A 21,374-nucleotide genomic window follows, 5' to 3' on the forward strand; every position below is an offset into this window, starting at 1 on the left:
TCACTTAATTGCAGACTGAGTTTTGCGCTCAAGAAAGGAAGGACAGTTATGAAAATAGCTGTGGTAGTTAATCTCAGCAAGGAAAAAGCAATTTCCTGTGCAAAAGAGATAGCAATACTTTTTCTTGGAGAAAACGCTGAGGTAGTTATGCTCAGCGAATGTAAGCCTTTTTACAAAGGAATAAATATAAGCTATGTCGACACCATTGACGAGCTTTTCGGCTGTTGTGACGCAGCGGTAACGGCAGGCGGTGACGGAACTATAATTCATGCGGCAAAATATGCGGCGGTCAACAATGTTCCGCTTATCGGTGTAAATGTAGGCAGACTCGGTTTTGCCGCCGACCTTGAGCCTGACGATATTGGCAGGTTAAAGCAGGTTGTCAGCGGAGATTACACAACAGAAAAGCGAATTTTGCTTGATGTTGAGGTAAATAAAAACGGAGAAACCAACCATTACCTTGCCGTAAACGATGCGGTAATTGCAAGAGGACAGTTTTCTAAAATCATTGATATAAACCTTTATCTTGACGATGAATGGATTGCAAAATACAGGGCGGACGGTTTGCTTTTTGCTACTCCGACAGGCTCAACCGCTTATTCGCTTTCGGCAGGCGGCCCGATAGTTGCACCGCAGACAGACTGCATTATTGCCACTCCCGTATGTCCGCACTCTCTGCATTCCCGTTCTGTTTTGTTTGACGGCAGTGCAAGCCTTGCGGTTACCGTTCAGATTCCTGCCGACTGCTGTTGTTTGCTTACTGTTGACGGCGAAAAAAATGTTGACATTCTGTCTGAAGATACAGTAAAAATCAAAAAATCAGAGCTTTGTCTTGAGCTTATTTCGCTAAGAAAGCGCAACTTTTTCAAACTGCTTAACGAAAAGCTGAAAGAGAGGGAAATGTAATGAAATCAGGACGACACGCAAGAATACTTGAGTTGATTTCCGAACAGTCAATAGAAACTCAGGACGACCTCCTTAACTGCTTAAGACAAGACGGCTACAAGGCAACGCAGGCTACTATTTCAAGAGATATTAAGGATTTGCGCCTTGTAAAAACACTCGGGGCAGACGGAAAATATCGCTATATGTCGCCTGCAAAAAATCAGAATGAAAGAAAATCAAGCTTTAAAACAATGTTTTCTTCCGCAGTAAATTCCATAGATATTGCGCAGAATATCGTTGTTATAAGAACCATGGTGGGAATGGCGCAGGCTGTATGCACCTCGCTTGATTCCCTCGACCATTCGGAAATAGTGGGAACTATTGCAGGTGACGATACTATTTTTGTTGCCTGCCGTACGGTAAATGACGCAGAAAATCTTACCGAGGAGCTTAAAAAGCTGCTCTGAACAGGGATGATGTTATATGCTTACAACTTTATATATAGAAAATATAGCAGTTATCGAAAAAACCTCGATTGATTTTTCACAGGGACTAAATGTTCTTACAGGTGAAACAGGCGCAGGTAAAAGTATTATTATAGATTCAATAAACGCAATTATGGGACAGCGCACTTCAAAGGAGCTTGTGCGAACAGGCGCAAAAACCGCACTTGTAACCGCCCAGTTTGATGATGTAAACGATACAGTAAAGGCAAAGCTCAAAGAGCTTGGCTATGACAACGAAGACGACGATACGCTTATTTTGCAGCGCTCAATTTCCGCAGCAGGCAAAAGCACCTGCAAAATTAACGCAAGACCTGCAAGTGTGACTGTTTTAAAAGAGGTTGCCAAAAATTTGATAAATATTCATGGTCAGCACGAAAGCTATGAGCTTTTTTCGCCCGATACTCACATAGACTATATCGACAGCTTTGGTGAGCTTAACTCTGAGCTTGATGATTACAGAGAAAAGTATAAAAGGTACAAGGCTTTAAAAAAGCAGCTCAACGAGGCAAATTCCGATGAATCGGCAAGACTGCACGAAATAGATTTGCTAACTTATCAGACCACAGAGCTTTTTAATGCCGATGTTCAGCCCGATGAAATCGAACAGCTTGAGAACGAGCGCATTGTTTTGATGAATTCGGAAAAGATTTTCACCTTGCTTAATGACGCAAGAGAACTTCTTGACGGGGACGAAAGAACGGCAGGAGGTGTTGAGTCTGTTGAAAGCGCAATGAATTATATACAGCGTGCGGCGTCACTCAACGGCGAGTACGAGAGTATTTCTGAAAGCATTACAGATGTTTACTATAATTTAAGAGATTGCATTGAGGCTATTTCAGATGCGGCAGATTCTGTTGAAAGCGATCCGCAAAGACTTGAGGAGATTGATGAAAGGCTCGACCTTTTGAATCGTCTTACAAGAAAATACGGTTGCGAATGTAACGAATTGCCGTCACTTGCCGAAAAAATGCAGACAAGGCTTGAGGAGCTTTTAAGCTACGATAAAAACAGAGATCAGCTTGAGGCGGACTATCAAGAGGCTGAGAACAACGCACTTGTTGCGGCACAAAAGCTTAGTGAAATCCGTAAAAAGACGGCAAAGGTATTTTCTGAGCGAGTGCGTGAGGAAATGAGCTTTTTAAATATGCCGAATGTGCAGATTGTAACTCAGTTTGAAAATACAGATTTTTACGAAAAGGGAACGGATAAGATAGAATTTCTTATTTCGGCAAACCCCGGTGAGCCGCCAAGACCTGTTGCAAAGATTGCATCAGGCGGTGAACTTTCGAGAATGATGCTTGCAATCAAAACTGTTCTTGCAAGTACAGATGACATAGATACCTTGATTTTTGATGAGGTTGATACGGGTATTTCCGGTTCAGCCGCTCAAAAGGTAGGTATGAAACTCAAGGAAGTTTCAAAGAGCAGTCAGGTGCTTTGCGTTACTCATCAGGCGCAGCTTGCGGCACTTGCAGACGCTCATTATCTCATAAGCAAGCAGGTTGAAGACGGCAGAACCTTTACGCAGGTAAAGCTGCTTGACTTTGACGGCAGAAAGCACGAGCTTGCGAGAATTATCGGCGGTGTAAGCATTACAGACGCAGCGCTTGCACACGCAGAGTCTATGCTCAAAGAAAGCGAAGAGCTTTGAGCAATGGCTCATTTATAGGCAATTTTAAGGGGAAATGGCATTTTGAAGAATTGGATAGTATCCCAAATTGATAAGAACGAGGCTAAAAGAATACAAAACGAGTACGGCTTGCCTCCCATACTTGCTATGCTGCTTCAGATAAGAGGTATTACCAAGCGAGAGGAAGTAGAGGACTTTTTGCAGAATGACAGCGTGATTGCCTCACCTTTTGAAATAAAGGATATGAAAAAAGGCGCAGACAGAATTTTGTCGGCTATTGACAGCGGCGAGCTTATTTGCGTTTACGGTGATTACGATGCGGACGGTGTTACATCTACCGCACTTTTGTATTCGTATCTTGAAACAGCTTGTGCAAATGTAATCTATTACATTCCGTCACGAGAGACTGAGGGTTACGGAATGAACAAGGGCGCAATAGATAAGCTTGCCCAAAAGGGTGTAAAGCTGATTGTAACCGTAGACAACGGAATTTCCGCTGTCGATGAAATCGACTATGCCAATTCTCTCGGAATAGACACAGTTATTACCGACCACCATCAGCCGACAGGAAAACTTCCGAATGCCGTTGCTGTAATTGATATGCACCGCTCGGACTGCCAGAGCAAATACAAAATGCTTTCGGGTGTTGGCGTTGCCTTTAAAATGGTGATGGCACTTGAGGGCGAAAATTGTGATGTATCGTCCTTGCTTGACAATTACTCTGACCTGCTCTGTATCGGAACAGTAGGAGATATTGTGGAACTGAAAAGTGAAAACAGAGTATTTGTCAAGCGTGGACTTGTGAATATTCAGGAAAGCGACAGGGTGGGCATAAACGCCCTTGTGCAGACCGCAGGAATTGCAGGTAAAAAGATTACCTCAGGCAATGTTTCTTTTACGCTTGTGCCACGAATAAACGCAGTGGGCAGACTTGGCTTTTCGGGAAAATCGGTATCGCTTTTGCTTACGGAAGACGAAACCGAGGCTATGGAAATTGCAAAGCAACTCAATGATGATAATACAGAAAGAAAAGAAATAGAGCAGAAAATTTTGCTTATGATTGACGATATGGTCAAGAGCAGACCTGAGATTATGTATGACAGGGTGCTTGTTATTGACGGCGAGGGTTGGCATCAGGGTGTAATCGGAATTGTTGCCGCAAGGATGAAGGAATATCTTGGCAAGCCTACCATTATTATTACTCGTGACGGAGCAGAGGCAAAGGGCTCGGGCAGAAGTGTAGAGGGATTTTCCCTATGCGACGCAATTTTTGCCTGTTCGGATTTGCTCACGCACTTTGGCGGTCACCCAATGGCGGCGGGTCTTTCGCTTAAAAGTGAGAATATAGAATTATTCCGCAAAAGAATAAACGAATACGCCTTACAGCTTGAAAATATACCTTTCAATGCTTGTAATATCGACTGCAAATTAAATCCGTCGCTTATAAATGTTCAGCTTGTTGAGCCGCTTGCGTATCTTGCACCGTACGGCGCAGGAAATCCTACACCGCTTATCGGTTTGTATAAAATGACGCTCTCGCAAATTACACCGCTTTCGCAGAATAAGCATTTAAGATTGCAGTTTAAGCGCAATGACTCAACCGTAACCGTTATGAAATTCTTTACAACTCAGCAGGAGTTTCCGTATCAGGTAGGCGATATGCTCGACCTTGCGGTTACGCTTGATATAATCGAATACAACGGACAGCGCAGTGTTTCAATAATCGCAAAGGATATTAAACCGTCGGTACTTGACACAGAAAAGTTTTTGCAAAGTCAGAGAAATTACGAGGATTTTAAACTCGGCTTAAAGCTCAGGCAAAGCCAAATTGATGACCTTTTGCCAAGCAGAGATGATTTTGCCTTGCTCTATGTATTTTTAAGAAAAGCAGGAGGCTATGCCTACCCGATAGAAACACTTGTACATAAACTCGGATATAAACTTTCTGTCGGCAAAATCAGAATAATTCTTGACGCAATGAGCGAGCTTTCGCTTGTTACGGTAAGCGAAGGAGTAAACAGCGCACAAATCAGAGTTTCGCAGGTGTCGCAAAAGGTAGACCTTAATTCAGCCGACACCGTTATAAAATTGAGGGGGATGCAGCAATGAGTAAATTTTCAGGAATAGCACATTATCAGGACTTTAACGAGCTTGAAAAATTGCTTGACCAGTCAAACAGCACCTATGATATTGATAAAATTACCAAGGCTTACAAGTTTGCCGAAAAGGCTCATGGCGACCAAAGACGAGTATCGGGTATTCCGTATATTCTCCACCCAACTTCGGTTGCGTGTATTCTTGCCGAGCTTGGTATGGATACAGACGCAATCTGCGCCGCACTTTTGCACGATGTGGTTGAGGATACTCCAACAACGCTTGAAGAGGTTGAAAAGCTCTTTGGTGCAGATGTTGCAAAGCTGATTGACGGCGTAACAAAAATTTCTAAAATTGCCTTTTCGTCAAGAGAGCAAAGGCAAGCCGAAAATATAAGAAAAATGCTTATTGCCATGGCAAATGACATCAGAGTTATTATCATAAAACTTGCCGACCGTTTGCACAATATGCGCACAATAAGCTGTATGCCTGAGCAGAGCAGGAGAGATAAGGCGCACGAAAATATGCAGGTTTATGCTCCTATTGCTCACAGACTCGGTATCAAAACCATTAAAGACGAGCTTGAGGACCTGTCGTTGCAGTACCTCGACCCAATCGGATATAAAGAGATTGAGGACGCAATAAGTCTTTCTGAGGAAGATCGTGACAAGTTTATTGAGTCAATCAAAACTCAGATTCTTGAAAAAACAAATAACTTAATTAAAAATGTTTACATAAGCGGCAGAGTAAAGAGCGTTTACAGCATTTACCGCAAAACATTTATGCAGGGCAAAACTATTGACCAAATTTTTGATGTTTTTGCCGTTCGTGTAATCGTTGATACAGTGTCGGACTGCTACAATGTACTCGGCGTGGTTCACGATATTTTTAAACCTATTCCAAACAGATTTAAAGACTACATTTCTATGCCAAAGCCTAATATGTACCAGTCGCTGCACACAACAGTGCTTGACAAAAGGGCAATTCCCTTTGAGGTGCAGATACGCACATGGGAAATGCACTACACTGCCGAATACGGTATCGCAGCACACTGGAAATATAAACTCGGTATGGGCGCAGGCGGAAAGGGCGAAAGCACCCGACTTGCAGAGAATATCGAAAAAGTAAAGAATATGATTCTCGACCAGCTTGAGGCGGAAGATGTTACCGATATTGCAAAGAATATCAGAAATGACTTTGAAGAAAACGATGTTTATGTGTTTACTCCAAAGGGAGATGTAATGGTAATACCAAACGGCTCAACTCCTATTGACCTAGCGTATATTATCCATACGCAGGTAGGTCACAGAATGGTTGGCGCAAAGGTAAACGGAAAAATCGTTCCGTTTGATTACAAGCTGAAAACGGGTGAAATCTGCGAGATTATTACACAAAAAGAGGAACACCCTAACAAATCGTGGATAGATATTTGTAAGACTGCATCGGCAAAGTCAAAAATTCGCCAGTGGTATAAGCACGAAAAGCGTGACGAAAACATTGCCGAGGGCAAACAGATGCTTGAAAAGGAATTTAAGCGAAACGGTATCAATCTTTCGGACGAGGAATTGATTGAGTTTATCGAAAAGATGCTTATGAAAAAGCAGTATGTTACACTTGACGATGTTTATGCCGCAATCGGATACGGCGGTATTCAGCTTTGGAAAGTAATGCCGAGAATTAAAGAGGAATACCAAAAAGCCTATGCTAAGGATATAGAGAAAATTGAAGTTCCGCAAGCACCACGCAAAAAGCCAAAGGCTTCATCGGGCGTTGTAATTGAGGGTACGGACGATGTGCTTGTTAAATTTTCAAATTGCTGTAATCCGTTGCCGGGAGATGAAATTATCGGATACATTACAAGGGGATACGGTGTTTCAATTCATAAGCGTGAATGTACAAATGTTCCTAAAGACCTTAATGACTGCGAAGAACCGGAGCGCTGGGTAAGCTGTTATTGGGAAGACAAGGCAGGAGAGGCATTCCGCAGTACATTGCAGATTATTGCCACAGACAGAACAGGACTTCTTGCAGATGTAACAATCAAACTTTCAAATATGCACATCTTTATTCATTCTCTTAATTCAAGAGAAGTCGGCGACGGCAAAGCTATGGTAACCGCTACTATTGATGTTACAGGTAAAAATCACCTTAAAGGTGTAATTTCAAAACTTTCTGACATCAGCGGAATTGTTGAGATTACGAGGTTATAATATGAAAGCAATTTTACAGAGAGTTACTTTTGCGGAAGTAAAGGTTGACGGCAATACAGTTGGTAAGATTGGCAACGGATTTTTAATTTTGCTCGGTGTTGCCGAGGGCGATACCGAAAAAGAGGCAGACGCACTTTCGGCAAAGGTTGCCACTCTGAGGGTATTTACAGATGAAAATGACAAAATGAACCTTTCGCTTGCCGATATTGACGGCGAGGTGCTTGTTATTTCAAATTTCACCTTGTATGCCGATTGCTCGCATGGCAGAAGACCCAACTTTATGAAAGCCGCAAAGCCCGATATTGCAGAGCCACTATACGAATATTTTTGCGAGAAAATGGCAGATAACGGAGTTCGCAAGGTGGAAAAGGGAATTTTCGGCGCTGATATGAAAGTATCTTTGCTCAATGACGGCCCTGTCACCATTGATATTGATACCCGAGATTTAAAATATTGAGGAATAAAAATGATAGAATATAAAATTTATAATGTAACGGAGCTTGCAACAAATTGCATATACCTTGTTGATAAAGCGACAGGCTGTAATGCGGTTGTAGATCCGGGTGCTAAAAGCGATAAACTTATTGAGCAGATAAATGCAGACGGCGGTAAGCTCGACTATGTTTTGCTCACCCATGGTCACTATGACCACATTACTTTTGCAAAACAGCTCGCCGATATGTTTTCGGCAAAAATTATTACAGGCAAAGCAAATAAGGATTTTCTCTCAAATTCCACACTCAATCTCAGTGTTTTTCATAGCTTGAATATTGAGCCGTTTAATGCGGATGTTTATCTTGAGGACGGCGATACATTTTCTATCGGCGAAAGCAAGGTGAAATATATTTCCACACCGGGTCACACAATGGGCTGTGGCTGTTTTATAACGGATAACCTCCTTATCTGCGGCGACACACTATTTTGCGAGTCTTACGGCAGAACAGATTTGCCGACAGGTGATAACGGCAGTATGGTAAATTCGTTTAAAAAGCTCAAACAGCTTGAGGGCGACTATACCGTTATTCCGGGACATGGCCCGACTTCTACTCTCGAACACGAGAAAAAATATAATCCTTTAATGAGCAGGGTTTGATATGAATTTATATGTAATTAATCATGGCTTTCACTACGAGCTTGAAAATGTGGCAAGATTATTTTTTCCTAACGAAAAAATAACCGTTGTGCGTGAATGTGAGCATAGGGAAGAGCCGTATATATATACCGAGCTTTCAGATGTTCTGAGAGTTGAGGTAAAGGTAGGCGACTTTGAAAAGGCGCTTACCGCACAAAACGCAGGCAATGACAACGAAAAGGAGCTTGCGCTTGCACAAATGCTTTACAAGCTGTTGTGCGAATTTACAGGAATAGAACAGCCGTGGGGACTGCTTACGGGTGTTCGACCAATAAAGCTGCTGCGCAATGTTTCAAATGAGCGTGGCTTTGAAAACGCAAAGAAAACCTTTGCAGAGGACTACTATGTAAGCCCCGAAAAGCTCGACCTTGCTGTAATGACCGAGGAAAACGAAAGAAAAATCATTGAGCTTTCAAAGCCTGATTCATTCAGCCTGTATGTGGGAGTTCCGTTTTGCCCGTCAAGATGCAGCTACTGTTCGTTTGTAATGTCATCAATCGAAAGAGCAAAAAAACTTGTAGACCCATACGCTGAATTGCTTTGCGAAGAAATAAGGCTTACGGCGGAGATTGCAGGCAAGCTCGGACTGAGGCTTGAAACCGTTTATTTCGGCGGCGGCACACCGATTACTCTCTCGGCAGAGCAGCTTTCTAAGGTAATCGGTACGGTGAACAGCAATTTCGATATGTCGGCTTGCAGGGAATTTACTGTTGAGGCAGGCAGACCCGATACCATTACAGCCGACAAACTTATGGCACTTAAAGAAAACGGCGTAGACAGAATAAGCATAAATCCGCAAACACTAAATGACGATGTCTTGCGTGAAATCGGCAGAAAACACACTGTTCAGCAGTTTTTTGACGCCTTTGCACTTGCAAGGAAATGCGGTTTTACCAATATTAACACTGACCTAATCGCAGGACTTCCGACAGATACTTACGAAAGTTTTAAAAAGTCGGTTGACGGAATTTTATCGCTTGACGCCGAGTGCATTACGGTGCACACCCTGAGTATGAAACGCAGCTCCACACTTACCGAAAAGGGAGTTACCATTGACCGAGAGGGCGCAGAAACCACAAGAAAAATGCTTGAGTACAATCAGAATATTCTTCTTCAAAAGAATTATATTCCATATTATCTATATAGACAAAGCCGAATGGCAGGCAACTTTGAAAATGTAGGCTGGTCTAAAAAAGGCTATGAAAGCCTTTACAATGTATATGTAATGGACGAAACCCACACAATTCTCGGCTGCGGTTCGGGCGCTGTAACAAAACTCAAGAGAAATAATCCCGATTACCTTGAGCGTATATTCAACTTTAAGTATCCGTATGAATATATCGACAGATTTGAGGAAATGATAAGCAGAAAAAACGCAATTTCAGCGTTTTATACACAATAATTTTGTTGATAATCTCGTGCATTAATGCTATAATAGCACAGATATATTTTTATAGAAAGGTATGACTGATATGGGAAAATTTGACGGAATATTAGACGATGTCATTGTTAATGCTAAGGCAGCGGCATCTGTTGTATCAAAAAAAGCATCTGATGTTTACGACAGCTCAAAGCAAAAAATTGCGGCTGCCGAAATCAGAGCGGAAATTAACGCAAAGCTCAGAGAGCTTGGTGCGCTCGCTTATAAAAGTGAAGTTCACGAGCTTGATTTATCAGACAAAATCAAAGAAAAGACAGCTGAAATTACAGAGCTGAAGGAAAACCTCGACCTTATAAACGAGAGCATTTCTGCAAATAAAAATGTTACTTATTGCCCCGAGTGTGGCAGTGATGTACCTGAAAACTCTAAGTTCTGCAACAGCTGCGGTGCAAAGCTTGACTGATTGCCGAGCTTTGCTTTGATTTAAAATTTGATAATTGGGTGATTTAATTTGTCTAAAAAATACAATGCGATAAGTAATGCCGAGGAAAATATTTCTCAATCCTTTTTAAAGGGTGCGGCAATACTTACGCTGAGTATGGTTGTTGTAAAAGTTATCGGACTTCTTGATCAGGTACTTCTCACAAACATTTATTCAATGTTCGGCGAAGAATATGCCACAATGGGTTCGGGACTTTTCAGCAACGCATACGAAATCTTTGTTGTTATATTTACGGTTGCAACGGGCGGACTTCCTATTGCAATTTCAAGACTTGTATCCGAGAGCATTGCTCAGAAAAGATACAGAGATGTAAAGCTGATACATAAGGTATCAATCCCGTTTTTCTCGATTGTCGGCATTGTTTCATTTATGATTATGATTGCTGGCAGTTTCATTTATGTGAGAATAATTGATTCTCCGTATTCGATTTACGCAATGCTTTGCCTTGCGCCGACTATTCTTTTCGGCTGCCTTGTTTCAATATACAGGGGTTATTTTGAGGGACAGAGAAATATGTTCCCGACTGCAATTTCAGAGATTATAGAATCTGCCGTTAAGCTGATTTTAGGTCTTACCTTTGCTTACCTTGTAATGAAATTCGGTATGGACCAGTACAACGAGAGCGGAATGTTCCTTTGGTTTACATTTACCTCTCAGTATGACGCAATGAACACAATCCTTGCGTTCTCGGTAGCAGGCGCAATCTGCGGTATTTCTTCGGGTAGCTTTATGGCGTTTGTTTTCCTCTTACTCCGCTTTAAAATCGGCGGTGACGGAATCCCTGAGGAATACTATGAAAACTCACTTGATGCCCGTACTAAGAGAGAAACCTTTGTTCTTATGGTAAAAACCGCTGTTCCTACCGCAATGGGCGCTTTTATTATGAGTATGGGTTCGCTTATAGATCAGGTTATTATTCAGCGTGTGCTCAAGGAGCTTGCCGAAACCAATCCGCAGGCGCTTATTGACCAATACGGCAAGTATGGATTTACAGAGTCAATTACAAGCGACCCTATAACAATTCACACAAAACTTTGGGGCTGTTATGCCGCTGCGCTCAAGCTGATGCAGCTTGTTACTGCGGTTACTCAGGTGTTCGGCTCAAGTGCTATGCCTAATGTTACAAGCGCATGGACTAAGGGCGACAAAAAGGTTCTCAAGACCTCAATGGAAACCGTATTCGGAATGACTATGATATTTACCCTGCCTATGGGTATCGGACTTTGTGTGCTTGCACACCCGATTATGTCATTTATCTACACAAGTGAGTCTATCGCTGCTATCGGCGGCAATGTGCTTATGCTTATGGGACTTACAACTATTTTTGCCGCTATTGAAACACCTATTTGCAGTATGCTGCAAGGTATAGGCAGAACAGATCTTCCAATGAAACTGTATGCCTTTGGCATAGTTGTAAAAATCGGCATAACATGGATGTTTGTAAGTATTCCTGAAATCAACATTCAGGGTGCAACGGCAGGTTCGCTTATCGGTTATTTCCTGTCTTGCGTAATCGGCATATATCTCCTTATGAAACATTCAAAGGTTAGAATCAACTTCTACACCACTACTGTAAAGCCTCTTATCGGCGCAGTAGCAAGCGGACTTACCGCTTATTTGGTAAATGCAGGCGTGCTCATGATTGCTCCGCATAGGGTAGCAACAGTATGCGCAATTCTTGCAGCTATAATTGTTTATATCGCTGTTTTGTTGATATTGCGTACTTTTACAGCTACTGTAATCGAATTTTTGCCAAAAGGGGAAAAAATTGCAAAACTACTTGCAAAATTTCATTTGATTGGGTAAAATATAAGTTATGATAGCAAATTTTTACTACTTGCGACAAACTGCGTGGCAGAGTTTTGCCTGAGAGGAAGATTGAAATGGATTTTAAAGAAAAGTCACAATACAAGTTTGATGATCTTGTTGAAATAGTAAAAATTCTTCGTGCCCCCGGCGGTTGCCCATGGGACAGAGAGCAGACACACAAGTCTATCCGTTCAAACTTCATTGAAGAAACCTACGAGGCTGTGGAGGCCATTGACACCGAGGACCTTGACCTTTTAAAGGAGGAACTTGGCGATGTGCTTTTACAGGTAGCTCTTCATTCTGAGATCGAAAGCGAAAAGGGTACATTTAATATTGACGATGTGTGTGACGGCGTTTGCAAAAAGCTGATAATCCGCCACCCTCATGTATTCGGAAATGTTAATGCCGATACCACCGAGCAGGTGCTTAAAAATTGGGACACAATTAAAATGCAGACCAAAGAGCAGAAAACACAAACTCAGGCTATGGAAAGCGTTTCAAGAGCTTTGCCGTCACTTATGAGAAGTTCAAAGGTGCAGCAAAAGGCAGCAAAGGTCGGTTTTGACTGGGGCAATGCCGAGGATGCACTCACAAAGCTGTATGAAGAGTGCGACGAGCTTAAAGAGGCTATTTCAAAGGGTGATACCGATAATCAGTATGAGGAACTCGGCGATGTGCTTTTCTCTGCGGTTAATGTTGCAAGATTGTTAAAAATTGACAGTGAACACGCCCTCTATGATGCGTGCGATAAATTTATTGGTCGTTTTTCAAAGGTTGAGGCGCTTGCAAAGGAGCGTGGCATAGATATGAAAAGCGCAACATTGTCTGAGCTTGATTCCCTTTGGGATGAAGTTAAAATAAAAGAATAATTTGGAGGTCCATTGATATGAACAAAACAGAACTTATTTCAGCTGTTGCTGAGCAGAGCGGTCTTACTAAAAAGGATGCAGAAAAGGCAGTTACAGCAGTTATTGATACAATTATCGACTCTGTTGCAAAAGACGAGAAGGTACAGATTGCAGGCTTTGGTACATTTGAGCAGCGCCAGAGAAAGGCAAGAACAGGCAGCGACCCAAGAACAGGTAACCCAATTGAAATTGCTGCATCTAAGGTTCCGGCTTTTAAGGCAGGCAAGGTATTTAAGGATACTGTAAATCAGTAATTTATTTTTTCGGAGTCGGCTTTTGTCGGCTCCTTTTTTGTCGGAGGTGAAAGAATGCGACTTGACAAATACTTAAAGGTATCACGACTTATTAAAAGAAGAACTATTGCAAACGAGGCTTGTGACGCAGGCAAGGTGAGCGTAAACGGCAAAGAGGCGAGAGCGTCATACGATGTAAAAGTTGGCGATGTAATTGAAATTACCCTCGGCTCAAGAAGTGTAAAGGTAAAGGTTACTCAGGTAAAAGAGGTTGTCCGCAAGGAAGAGGCAGACACAATGTATGAGGCTGTAATCTGATTTTAAAGGGAATATTTTTATAATTTACTCCGTATAAATTAATTAGTATTTATACGGAGGTTTTTTTATGAGCGAAATTCCAAAGGGCAAAAATCATACACTTATGCTTGACGCAAGGGGAAAGCTTGTGCTTACGGGTGCTGAAGATGTGAGCGGCTTTAACGAGGAAACAGTATCTGTTCTCACCTCGTGCGGAAGATTGATTATAAAGGGAGAAAGACTGCATATTGACAAGCTAAACCTTGAGTCGGGCGATGTGTCTATTGACGGCAGAATAAATGCAATGCAGTACATAGGCAACGATAATTCAAAATCAAGACTTTCAAAGCTGTTTAAATAGGTGTTGTATGGAAATTGATTTTTATGTTCAGTCGCAGGCATTTTTGTATTCGCTTTTGCTCGGAGTAGCGCTCGGCATACTTTACGGAGCGTTTAAGTTTATAAGAACAGCGTTTTTAAGCACTAAACCGGCGGTTATAATCAGCGACATTGCGTTTATGATTGTTGCAAGTCTTGCTCTGTTCTTTTATTCTCTTGCTATGCTGTACGGCTATGTAAGAATTTATGTGGTGTTCGGTGCATTGTGTGGATTTGCGGCGTATAGGTTTTCACTTGGAAAACTTATTTCAAGGATATATTGCCCAATAATAAATGCGCTTAATGTCGCAAACAAAAAAATAAGAACAAAATTTAAAAAAATTACAGAAAAACTATTGAAAATCGGCAACAACATATTGTATAATATAGATAAGAAAATAGATACATTTAGAAATAAACAAAAAGGTTTATCGGTAAGAAAAAAGGTTAAGGCGAGTAATGAAAACGAAAAAGAGAAAACCGCAGATTAATCCTGAAAGCAATGCCGAAACAGCAACTATTAAGGAAATTGAGCCTAAAAAGAAGAAACGAGGCAGATATATTCTTTTATATCTCGCTATTATCGGATTTGCTTTTTATGCGGTCATCACAATAGTTAATCAGAATATTCAAATAGCCGATAAAAAGGCAGAGCTTGACGAGATTAACAAGCAGATCAATGTGGTAGAAATCCAAATAAAATATTTGGATAAGGTAAAAAGCTACTCAGGTGAACAGCTTAAGGAATATATTGAGAAGATTGCAAAAAATGAAATGGGTTATGTCAGCGAAGGTGAAAGAATTTTCTATAATGTTTCCGGCGAATAGCTTTGTGAAAGCAAAGGGTAGAATATATATTAAGGGGTAAAAAGATTTTATGGCAATTGAAGTCGGTATGATATTAGAAGGCAAGGTTTCGGGTATAACAAAGTTTGGTGCTTTTGTTGATTTACCTGATTCGCAAACAGGTATGGTACATATTTCTGAGGTAGCACATACCTATATTAACGAGATTGGCGATTATGTAAAGGTAGGACAGACTGTTAAGGTAAAGGTGCTTGCACTTAATAACGGCAAAATCAGTCTTTCAATGAAACAGGCTGTTCCGCAGGAGCGTAAGCCAAGGAATAATGACAGAGGTGACAGATCTGACAGGGGCGACAGAAACAACCGCCGTCAGGGTTCACCAAGACAGCCGTATAAGCCGGCTCCACCCGTTAAGTCACCCGGAAATTACGAGTGGCAGGGTTCAAAAAAGAACGCACCCACAAGCTTTGAGGATATGATGTCTAAGTTTAAGCAGACAAGCGAAGACAAAATTTCTGACCTCAAGCGTGGTGGTGAAAGCCGTAGTTACAGCCGCAGAGGCAATGGCAACGGCAGAAAATAAATTACCTGCAAAGGGAGGCACTATTATGAAATACACTTACACAGCAAGAAAGGTAACACTCAGAGATAACTTTAAAGAGAGAGCAGAAAAAAAGCTCGACAAATTCGGAAAGCTCTTTTCTGAGAATGCCACAGTAAACATAGTTGTCACCCTCGAAAAGAACCGTCAGACTGTTGAAGTTACAATCAGAGATAACGGTCTTGTTCTTCGTGCCGAGAGCACTATGCCTGAGATGAATGACGCACTTGACAAAGTAGTCGATATTCTCGGTCGCCAAATTCGCAAAAACAAGACTAAGCTCGAAAAGAAAATTAAGAGCAGCAGCATTGATGATTTCGTAAGTCTAAGTCCGGAAATTAGCGAGGCTGAAGACGATGACTACAAAATCGTGCGTAAAAAGCAGATTATTATTAAGCCTATTACCGTTGACGAGGCAATACTCGAAATGAATATGGTAAACCACAATTTCTTTATGTTTAAAAATGCAGACACAAACGAGATTAGCGTGGTTTATAAGCGTGAAAACGGTGATTACGGTCTTTTAGAGCCAACAGTCTAAAGCCTGTATGGAGCTTGCCTATTTATAATTCACAAGCTAATATAAATTAAAATACTGATAAGGGTATCGGTTAGTCCGATACCCTTTTTTAAGGAATAAGGAGTGAAATCGGTGCTAAAATTTTCCGCACCCTGTATTTTTGGTCTTGAGGGACTATGCGCAAACGAGTTTAAGTTTTTAGGTTTAAAAAATGTTGAGGCGCACAACGGTAAGGTAACATTTGAGGGCGATTTTTCCGATATGGCTAAGGCTAATATCAATTCAAGATACGCTGAAAGAATACAAATACTTCTTGCTGAGTTTGAGGCAACCAGCTTTGATGAGCTTTTTGAGGGAGTAAAGGCTGTTGAGTGGGAGAGCTTTATCGGCGTAAACGATGCTTTCCCTGTAAAAGGCAGATGCCTTAGCTCAAAGCTGATGAGCGTGCCCGACTGCCAAAAAATCATTAAAAAGGCAGTGGTAACAAGGCTTTCAGAAAAATATATGCTCCCATGGCTTGAGGAAAGCGGCGCACTCCATCAAATTCAGTTCTTGATTATGAACGATAAGGTTAGTGTAATGCTCGACACCTCCGGCGCAGGTCTTCATAAGCGAGGCTATCGTGCCGAGTCAAATGACGCACCTATTAAAGAAACTCTTGCCGCCGCTATGGTAGACTTGTCGAGAGTGAGGGGAAATCATTTTGTGGTTGACCCAATGTGCGGAAGCGGTACAATTCTTATTGAGGCTGCACTCAAAGCTATGAAAATCGCACCCGGTATTAATCGTTATTTTGCCGCCGAAAAATGGAGCTGCGTGCCGTCAGAGGTTTGGAGTGAGCAGAGAGAAATCGCTAAATCCAACGAAGTGCGTGACTGCGCTTTTCATGCCGAGGGATATGATATTGACGAGCTTGCGCTTGAGGTTGCCAAAAAGAATGCAAAACTTGCAGGTGTTGCCGATAAAATTACCTTTGCCAAGCGTGATATTAAGGATTTTGAGCTTAACGATGGCTTTGTGACTGTTATTACCAACCCTCCGTACGGCGAAAGATTGCTTGATGTAAAATCAGCCGAGGAGCTTTATAAGGTGATGGGTGAGAAATTTAAAAGAGCGCAGGGAAAGAGCTATACGATAATTACACCTGACGATGATTTTGAAAAAATCTTTGGCAGAAAAGCCGATAAGCGAAGAAAATTGTATAATGGTACTTTAAAATGCCAGCTTTATATGTATTTTAAGTGAAACCTTAGTGAAATTGTTGATTTATTTTAAAAAATATAGTATGATAATTTAGATATATTATTTTAGGAGGCATTCTTTTGGAAGAGAATAAAGATTTTTTTGCCGAAACAGAGAACACTCAGACTTCGGCAGAAACAAATAATGATGCTGCAGAAACCTCTGCCAACGCTCAGGGAAATGTAACGGTATATGCCGATGAGGACGGCCCGACAGCGGTATTTACAGAAGATACAACCCCAACTAAAAAGAAGTCGATTCAGACACCGATTATTATTGCGGCTGCAATAGTGGTTGCTTTTATTGCGGCTTTCTTTGTATTTACAGCATTCTTTAATTCAAGCATTGTAGGTACATGGGTGCTTGTAGAAGACAGTAACGGCGCCACTCATGATGAGGCAGGCGACGGTGTTACATACTACACACTTGATAAGGACGGAACTATTACCGTATCGGTCGGCACAATTACTCAGAAGTCAACATACACTGTTACCGATAAAAACGGTACAAAATATGTAAATTCAAGTAATGTATTCTCAGGTTCTTATAAGATATCGGGCAATGTATTTACAGGAAGAACATTTGAGCTTACAGTAGAGGGCGTTGAAAAACCTTATATTTTCAAGAGCGCAACTGTTAAAAAGCCGGTGCTTAAAGTTCCGGATACATTTAAGAAAAACGATAAGCTCACAGGCAAGTGGAATATTCCTTCGTATGACATAACATATGAGTTTAGCGCTGATGGCACATTCCTTGCAGATATGTACGGCACTATCACATATGAGGGCGTTTATACTTACGATAATGAGAAAATCACTGTAACCTACTACGCTGACTCAGAAACAACTATTGATATTCCATATGCTTTTGACGGCAACAACACACTTGTTATGAACGGTATGGGATATTACAAAATGAACAGTGACGGCTCGCTTGTAGCTACACCTGATCAGGCTTAATTTAATATTTGAAAAATAGGCAACACTGCATTTGCGGTGTTGCCTATCCGCCTTTTATGGGGAAGTTCTATAAATTCACAAGGAGGGAATGAGTATTAAAAGGGTAATTAATTTATCTGTTGCGGTAATGATTATATTTTTTGCGGCTAACTTTTCGGCATTTGCAGTTGAAAAAATCAGCGTTAATACTTTTAATTCTTGTGATGAAATATTCTGTGATTCAAGCGATTCGGGTGTCTTTGCCTATGGATACAGCGGAAAAACTATTTATACGCAGTCTTTCATTCCTTCTGCAAAATCGTATTCCTTTACCGCAGACGGCGGTTTTGTTGGTGAGCCAAAGCTCGACAAAGAAACCGTTTGTGCCGTTTATATGACAGATGATTTTAATTACCATATTTTGTGCATTAACTGTATTAACGGCAGTGTGACTTATGTAGAATTTGACGGCTTGAATGATTTTAATTATAACACAGTTTTAGTTTGCAACGGCAGGCTTTATGTTATGAAAACCGATGAGCCGTATTGCTATGTTGTATCATACGATTTTAACGGCAACCGTATTTTTGACTATAAATTCAGCGAAAAGAATGTTAATGAAATTAGGATAAATAACGGATTTGTCTATGCTTTTCTCTATGACGGCTCGGTGTTTAGACTTGATAATTCTTCAGTAGAATATTGTAATACGGTGCGTGAAACCAACGATATTTATAATTGCGGCGCAGGATTTATTAGTGACAACAAAGGATATATTTATTCTTTAAACGAAAATACAACATACACAAATATGTATATGCAGTCAAAACCGTTTGCTGTCGGTATGGAAAATATTTATTATATAAATGCAAATTCCATATATTGCTCATCGCTCGGCGAAAATTATATTGAACAATATAATGCCGCTTTTAGATACGATAATATTTTTTATTCGTGCGAAAAAGCAGTTGCAGTGACCGAAGATTATAATTCGGCAATAATACTTAGCAATACGGATTTTCAGAGTGAAAAACCAAATTCAAATATTGTCGAAACTCAGCCCAAAACAAATCCGACCGTTAAGCCTGCCGGAAGCAAAAGTGCGGGCAGCAGTAATTATGCGTTTACTGATGACGGCTACCTTAGCAATGTAGATATAGGCAAAACAGCGGCTCAGCTTAAAAAATCGTGCCCTCAAATTATTTCCGTAACAGATAAAAACGGCAATAAATTAAGCGGCAAATTAAAAACAGGTTCGGTCGTTACTACAAAAGACAGGAGATATACTGTTGTTATATTGGGTGATGTAACAGGTACGGGCGAGATTAATTCCAATGACAGCAAGGCGATAATGAAAAGTTTGATTAACGAAAACGAACTTTTCGGAGCATACAAAAAAGCCGCCGATTATAACCTCGACGGCTCTGTTGATAATAAAGATTTGGTACTGATTGCTCAGAAAAACTAAATCAGTCTTCCATTTCCCAGTTGTGCCATACATTCTGGATGTCATCGTTGTCCTCAAACATATCGAGCATTTTCTGCATCTTTGTTATAGACTCCTCATCCTCAAGCTTTGTGTATGTGCTCGGTACCATTTCGAGTTCTGCAGAAACGAATGTGTAACCTGCTTTTTCAAGGTCATCTCTTACTGCGCTGAAATCTTCAGGCTCGGTGTAAATTGTAAATACATCTTCGTCAGCCTCAAAATCAGATGCGCCATACTCAAGTGCGTCGCTCATAACAGTGTCTTCGTCCTTATCAAGGTCTTCACGCTCAATTACAAGTACGCCTTTCTTTGTAAACATAAAGCTTACGCAACCCTGAGTACCCATATTACCGCCGAACTTATCAAAGTAATGTCTTACTTCACCTGCTGTTCTGTTACGGTTGTCTGTAAGAGCCTCTACAATTACAGCTACACCGTTAGGGCCGTATCCCTCGTATGTAACAGCCTCGTAGTTAGCTGTATCGCCGCCGCTTGCAGCCTTTTTGATAATACGCTCAATGTTATCGTTAGGTACATTGTTAGCCTTTGCCTTAGCAATGCAATCTTTGAGCTTTGAGTTTACACTTGGATCAGCACTGCCGCCCTCACGAATTGCAACGATAAGCTCTCTGCCGATTTTGGTAAATACCTTTGCTCTTGCTGCATCGTTTTTACCTTTTTTCTGCTTAATGGTACTCCATTTGTTATGTCCTGACATAAAATCATTCCTTTATAATAAAATACTACATCCTTATTAGTATAGCATATACTTATATCTTATGTAAACTAAAAAAGTTATTACAGTTTTGTAATAACTCCATTGCTATATCACTATATTGTGGTATAATGTATGTAAAATAAAACGAACACAGACTTTTGGTGAAGTTTTGATAAAATATTTGATGTGAAAGGAAGTTTACCAATGATAAAATCAATGACAGGCTTTGGCAGATGCCGAACTGTTTTGCATGGAAGAGAAATCAGTGTTGAAATCAAAAGCGTAAACCACCGCTTTTTTGAATTTTCCTGCAGAACTCCAAAGGGTTACGGCTTTCTTGACGATAAGCTCAAGGCTTTAGTAAATTCCAGAGTATCTCGTGGTAAGATTGATATGTTTGTAACGGTAGGTACAGCAGAGGACACACCTGCCGAGGTTAAAATCAATCATTCGCTTGTTTCGGGCTATATTAATGCTATGAAAGAAATTGCCGAAACCTATGGAATTGAAAACGATGTTACAGTTACGGCGATTTCAAGATTTCCCGATGTTTACACAGTGTCAAAGGCGCAGGAGGACGAAGAAGAGATTACGGCAGATGTTCTTGAGGCGGCTAATACTGCGATAGACGGATTTATTGCAATGCGTGAGGCAGAGGGCGAGAAGATGAAAGCCGATATTCTCGGCAGAGCAGAGGTTATTCTTGCTACCGTTGAAGAGATTGAGGAGCGTTCGCCGCAGACTGTAAAAGAGTACGAGGAACGCTTGCTCGACAGAATCAATAAGACTTTGCTTGATTACAATATTAATATTGACGAGCAGAGAGTGCTCACAGAGGTTGCGGTATTTGCCGATAAGGTAGCGGTTGCAGAGGAAACCGTAAGACTGAGAAGTCACTTTGCGCAGCTTTCAAAGATTATGGAGTCGCAAACTCCAATCGGCAGAGAAATCGACTTTATTATTCAGGAGATGAACAGAGAGGCGAACACAATCGGCTCAAAGGTTCAGGATGCCGAGATTGCGCATAAGGTCGTAAAAATCAAGAGCGAAATTGAAAAAATGCGTGAGCAGATTCAGAATATTGAGTAAGGAGA

General features: G+C 41.1%; 23 protein-coding genes. 22 read left to right on the forward strand and 1 reads right to left on the reverse strand.

Annotated elements, in window-relative coordinates; translation table 11 throughout:
* Positions 1–48 precede the first annotated feature (48 nt).
* The 21 genes from DXC23_RS00320 (at position 49) to DXC23_RS00420 (ending at position 19,541) form a co-directional block, all read left to right on the forward strand.
* Positions 49–906, forward strand: a complete 858-nt coding sequence (locus DXC23_RS00320) for an NAD(+)/NADH kinase (protein WP_117704230.1) — start codon at positions 49–51, stop codon at positions 904–906.
* Positions 906–1,352 carry an arginine repressor gene (gene argR / locus DXC23_RS00325; RefSeq protein WP_117704231.1) on the forward strand — a complete coding sequence of 149 codons (447 nt, stop codon included), beginning with the start codon at positions 906–908 and terminating at the stop codon, positions 1,350–1,352. Before DXC23_RS00320 ends, argR begins: the two co-directional genes overlap by 1 nt.
* 16 nt (positions 1,353–1,368) lie before the next feature.
* Positions 1,369–3,042 (forward strand): DNA repair protein RecN, encoded by a 1,674-nt coding sequence (recN, locus tag DXC23_RS00330; RefSeq protein WP_117704232.1) that lies wholly within the window; start codon positions 1,369–1,371, stop codon positions 3,040–3,042.
* Positions 3,043–3,084: 42 nt separating this feature from the next.
* On the forward strand, positions 3,085–5,130 hold the full coding sequence (gene recJ, locus DXC23_RS00335; protein WP_117704233.1) for a single-stranded-DNA-specific exonuclease RecJ: 2,046 nt from the start codon (positions 3,085–3,087) through the stop codon (positions 5,128–5,130).
* Positions 5,127–7,325 (forward strand): bifunctional (p)ppGpp synthetase/guanosine-3',5'-bis(diphosphate) 3'-pyrophosphohydrolase, encoded by a 2,199-nt coding sequence (locus DXC23_RS00340; RefSeq protein ID WP_117704234.1) that lies wholly within the window; start codon positions 5,127–5,129, stop codon positions 7,323–7,325. Before recJ ends, DXC23_RS00340 begins: the two co-directional genes overlap by 4 nt.
* 1 nt (position 7,326) lies before the next feature.
* A complete protein-coding gene (gene dtd, locus DXC23_RS00345) occupies positions 7,327–7,782 on the forward strand; it encodes a D-aminoacyl-tRNA deacylase (protein ID WP_117704235.1) in 456 nt (151 codons plus the stop codon).
* A 9-nt stretch (positions 7,783–7,791) separates the two neighbouring features.
* Complete coding sequence (locus tag DXC23_RS00350; protein ID WP_117704236.1) at positions 7,792–8,418, forward strand: MBL fold metallo-hydrolase; 627 nt, start codon at positions 7,792–7,794, stop codon at positions 8,416–8,418.
* A gap of 1 nt (position 8,419) precedes the next feature.
* Complete coding sequence (hemZ, locus tag DXC23_RS00355) at positions 8,420–9,859, forward strand: coproporphyrinogen dehydrogenase HemZ (RefSeq protein ID WP_117704237.1); 1,440 nt, start codon at positions 8,420–8,422, stop codon at positions 9,857–9,859.
* Positions 9,860–9,929: 70 nt separating this feature from the next.
* Positions 9,930–10,301 (forward strand): zinc ribbon domain-containing protein, encoded by a 372-nt coding sequence (locus DXC23_RS00360; RefSeq protein WP_158552382.1) that lies wholly within the window; start codon positions 9,930–9,932, stop codon positions 10,299–10,301.
* A gap of 48 nt (positions 10,302–10,349) precedes the next feature.
* Positions 10,350–12,146, forward strand: a complete 1,797-nt coding sequence (locus DXC23_RS00365; protein ID WP_117704239.1) for a polysaccharide biosynthesis protein — start codon at positions 10,350–10,352, stop codon at positions 12,144–12,146.
* 77 nt (positions 12,147–12,223) lie between these two features.
* Entirely contained in the window at positions 12,224–13,018 is a 795-nt protein-coding gene (gene mazG / locus DXC23_RS00370; protein ID WP_117704240.1) for a nucleoside triphosphate pyrophosphohydrolase, read from the forward strand.
* Positions 13,019–13,035: 17 nt separating this feature from the next.
* Positions 13,036–13,311: an HU family DNA-binding protein gene (locus DXC23_RS00375; RefSeq protein WP_022235449.1), complete on the forward strand. Its 276-nt coding sequence runs from the start codon at positions 13,036–13,038 to the stop codon at positions 13,309–13,311.
* 54 nt (positions 13,312–13,365) lie between these two features.
* On the forward strand, positions 13,366–13,608 hold the full coding sequence (locus DXC23_RS00380) for an RNA-binding S4 domain-containing protein (RefSeq protein WP_117704241.1): 243 nt from the start codon (positions 13,366–13,368) through the stop codon (positions 13,606–13,608).
* 67 nt (positions 13,609–13,675) lie between these two features.
* A complete protein-coding gene (gene yabP, locus DXC23_RS00385; protein WP_117704242.1) occupies positions 13,676–13,948 on the forward strand; it encodes a sporulation protein YabP in 273 nt (90 codons plus the stop codon).
* Between the two features lie 7 nt (positions 13,949–13,955).
* Entirely contained in the window at positions 13,956–14,456 is a 501-nt protein-coding gene (gene yabQ, locus DXC23_RS00390; protein WP_117704243.1) for a spore cortex biosynthesis protein YabQ, read from the forward strand.
* Positions 14,425–14,793, forward strand: a complete 369-nt coding sequence (locus tag DXC23_RS00395) for a septum formation initiator family protein (protein WP_117704244.1) — start codon at positions 14,425–14,427, stop codon at positions 14,791–14,793. The genes yabQ and DXC23_RS00395 overlap by 32 nt, the downstream gene beginning before the upstream one ends.
* A gap of 49 nt (positions 14,794–14,842) precedes the next feature.
* Positions 14,843–15,355, forward strand: coding sequence for a S1 RNA-binding domain-containing protein (locus tag DXC23_RS00400; protein WP_117704245.1), 513 nt, complete (start codon positions 14,843–14,845; stop codon positions 15,353–15,355).
* A gap of 25 nt (positions 15,356–15,380) precedes the next feature.
* Positions 15,381–15,914: a ribosome-associated translation inhibitor RaiA gene (gene raiA / locus DXC23_RS00405; protein ID WP_117705035.1), complete on the forward strand. Its 534-nt coding sequence runs from the start codon at positions 15,381–15,383 to the stop codon at positions 15,912–15,914.
* 111 nt (positions 15,915–16,025) lie between these two features.
* Positions 16,026–17,138: a class I SAM-dependent RNA methyltransferase gene (locus tag DXC23_RS00410; RefSeq protein WP_117704246.1), complete on the forward strand. Its 1,113-nt coding sequence runs from the start codon at positions 16,026–16,028 to the stop codon at positions 17,136–17,138.
* A gap of 77 nt (positions 17,139–17,215) precedes the next feature.
* Complete coding sequence (locus DXC23_RS00415) at positions 17,216–18,094, forward strand: DUF5640 domain-containing protein (RefSeq protein WP_117704247.1); 879 nt, start codon at positions 17,216–17,218, stop codon at positions 18,092–18,094.
* Between the two features lie 88 nt (positions 18,095–18,182).
* Positions 18,183–19,541 carry a dockerin type I repeat-containing protein gene (locus DXC23_RS00420; RefSeq protein WP_117704248.1) on the forward strand — a complete coding sequence of 453 codons (1,359 nt, stop codon included), beginning with the start codon at positions 18,183–18,185 and terminating at the stop codon, positions 19,539–19,541.
* Between the two features lies 1 nt (position 19,542).
* On the opposite strand, the gene DXC23_RS00425 is transcribed toward DXC23_RS00420, so the two are convergent.
* Positions 19,543–20,280, reverse strand: coding sequence for a YebC/PmpR family DNA-binding transcriptional regulator (locus DXC23_RS00425; protein WP_117704249.1), 738 nt, complete (start codon positions 20,278–20,280; stop codon positions 19,543–19,545).
* 204 nt (positions 20,281–20,484) lie between these two features.
* Here DXC23_RS00425 and DXC23_RS00430 point away from each other — a divergent pair, with 204 nt between their 5' ends.
* Positions 20,485–21,369 carry a YicC/YloC family endoribonuclease gene (locus tag DXC23_RS00430; RefSeq protein ID WP_117704250.1) on the forward strand — a complete coding sequence of 295 codons (885 nt, stop codon included), beginning with the start codon at positions 20,485–20,487 and terminating at the stop codon, positions 21,367–21,369.
* Positions 21,370–21,374 lie beyond the last annotated feature (5 nt).

It is taken from the genome of Eubacterium sp. OM08-24 (assembly GCF_003438075.1).
GTDB lineage: Bacteria > Bacillota > Clostridia > Oscillospirales > Acutalibacteraceae > Ruminococcoides.

Coding starts and splice junctions, on each gene's coding strand:
- DXC23_RS00320 (WP_117704230.1), top strand. CDS start 49: ATGAAAATAGCTGTGGTAGTTAATCTCAGCAAGGAAAAAGCAATTTCC.
- argR (WP_117704231.1), top strand. CDS start 906: ATGAAATCAGGACGACACGCAAGAATACTTGAGTTGATTTCCGAACAG.
- recN (WP_117704232.1), top strand. CDS start 1,369: ATGCTTACAACTTTATATATAGAAAATATAGCAGTTATCGAAAAAACC.
- DXC23_RS00340 (WP_117704234.1), top strand. CDS start 5,127: ATGAGTAAATTTTCAGGAATAGCACATTATCAGGACTTTAACGAGCTT.
- dtd (WP_117704235.1), top strand. CDS start 7,327: ATGAAAGCAATTTTACAGAGAGTTACTTTTGCGGAAGTAAAGGTTGAC.
- DXC23_RS00350 (WP_117704236.1), top strand. CDS start 7,792: ATGATAGAATATAAAATTTATAATGTAACGGAGCTTGCAACAAATTGC.
- hemZ (WP_117704237.1), top strand. CDS start 8,420: ATGAATTTATATGTAATTAATCATGGCTTTCACTACGAGCTTGAAAAT.
- DXC23_RS00360 (WP_158552382.1), top strand. CDS start 9,930: ATGGGAAAATTTGACGGAATATTAGACGATGTCATTGTTAATGCTAAG.
- mazG (WP_117704240.1), top strand. CDS start 12,224: ATGGATTTTAAAGAAAAGTCACAATACAAGTTTGATGATCTTGTTGAA.
- DXC23_RS00375 (WP_022235449.1), top strand. CDS start 13,036: ATGAACAAAACAGAACTTATTTCAGCTGTTGCTGAGCAGAGCGGTCTT.
- DXC23_RS00380 (WP_117704241.1), top strand. CDS start 13,366: ATGCGACTTGACAAATACTTAAAGGTATCACGACTTATTAAAAGAAGA.
- yabP (WP_117704242.1), top strand. CDS start 13,676: ATGAGCGAAATTCCAAAGGGCAAAAATCATACACTTATGCTTGACGCA.
- yabQ (WP_117704243.1), top strand. CDS start 13,956: ATGGAAATTGATTTTTATGTTCAGTCGCAGGCATTTTTGTATTCGCTT.
- DXC23_RS00395 (WP_117704244.1), top strand. CDS start 14,425: ATGAAAACGAAAAAGAGAAAACCGCAGATTAATCCTGAAAGCAATGCC.
- DXC23_RS00400 (WP_117704245.1), top strand. CDS start 14,843: ATGGCAATTGAAGTCGGTATGATATTAGAAGGCAAGGTTTCGGGTATA.
- raiA (WP_117705035.1), top strand. CDS start 15,381: ATGAAATACACTTACACAGCAAGAAAGGTAACACTCAGAGATAACTTT.
- DXC23_RS00420 (WP_117704248.1), top strand. CDS start 18,183: ATGAGTATTAAAAGGGTAATTAATTTATCTGTTGCGGTAATGATTATA.
- DXC23_RS00425 (WP_117704249.1), bottom strand. CDS start 20,280: ATGTCAGGACATAACAAATGGAGTACCATTAAGCAGAAAAAAGGTAAA.
- DXC23_RS00430 (WP_117704250.1), top strand. CDS start 20,485: ATGATAAAATCAATGACAGGCTTTGGCAGATGCCGAACTGTTTTGCAT.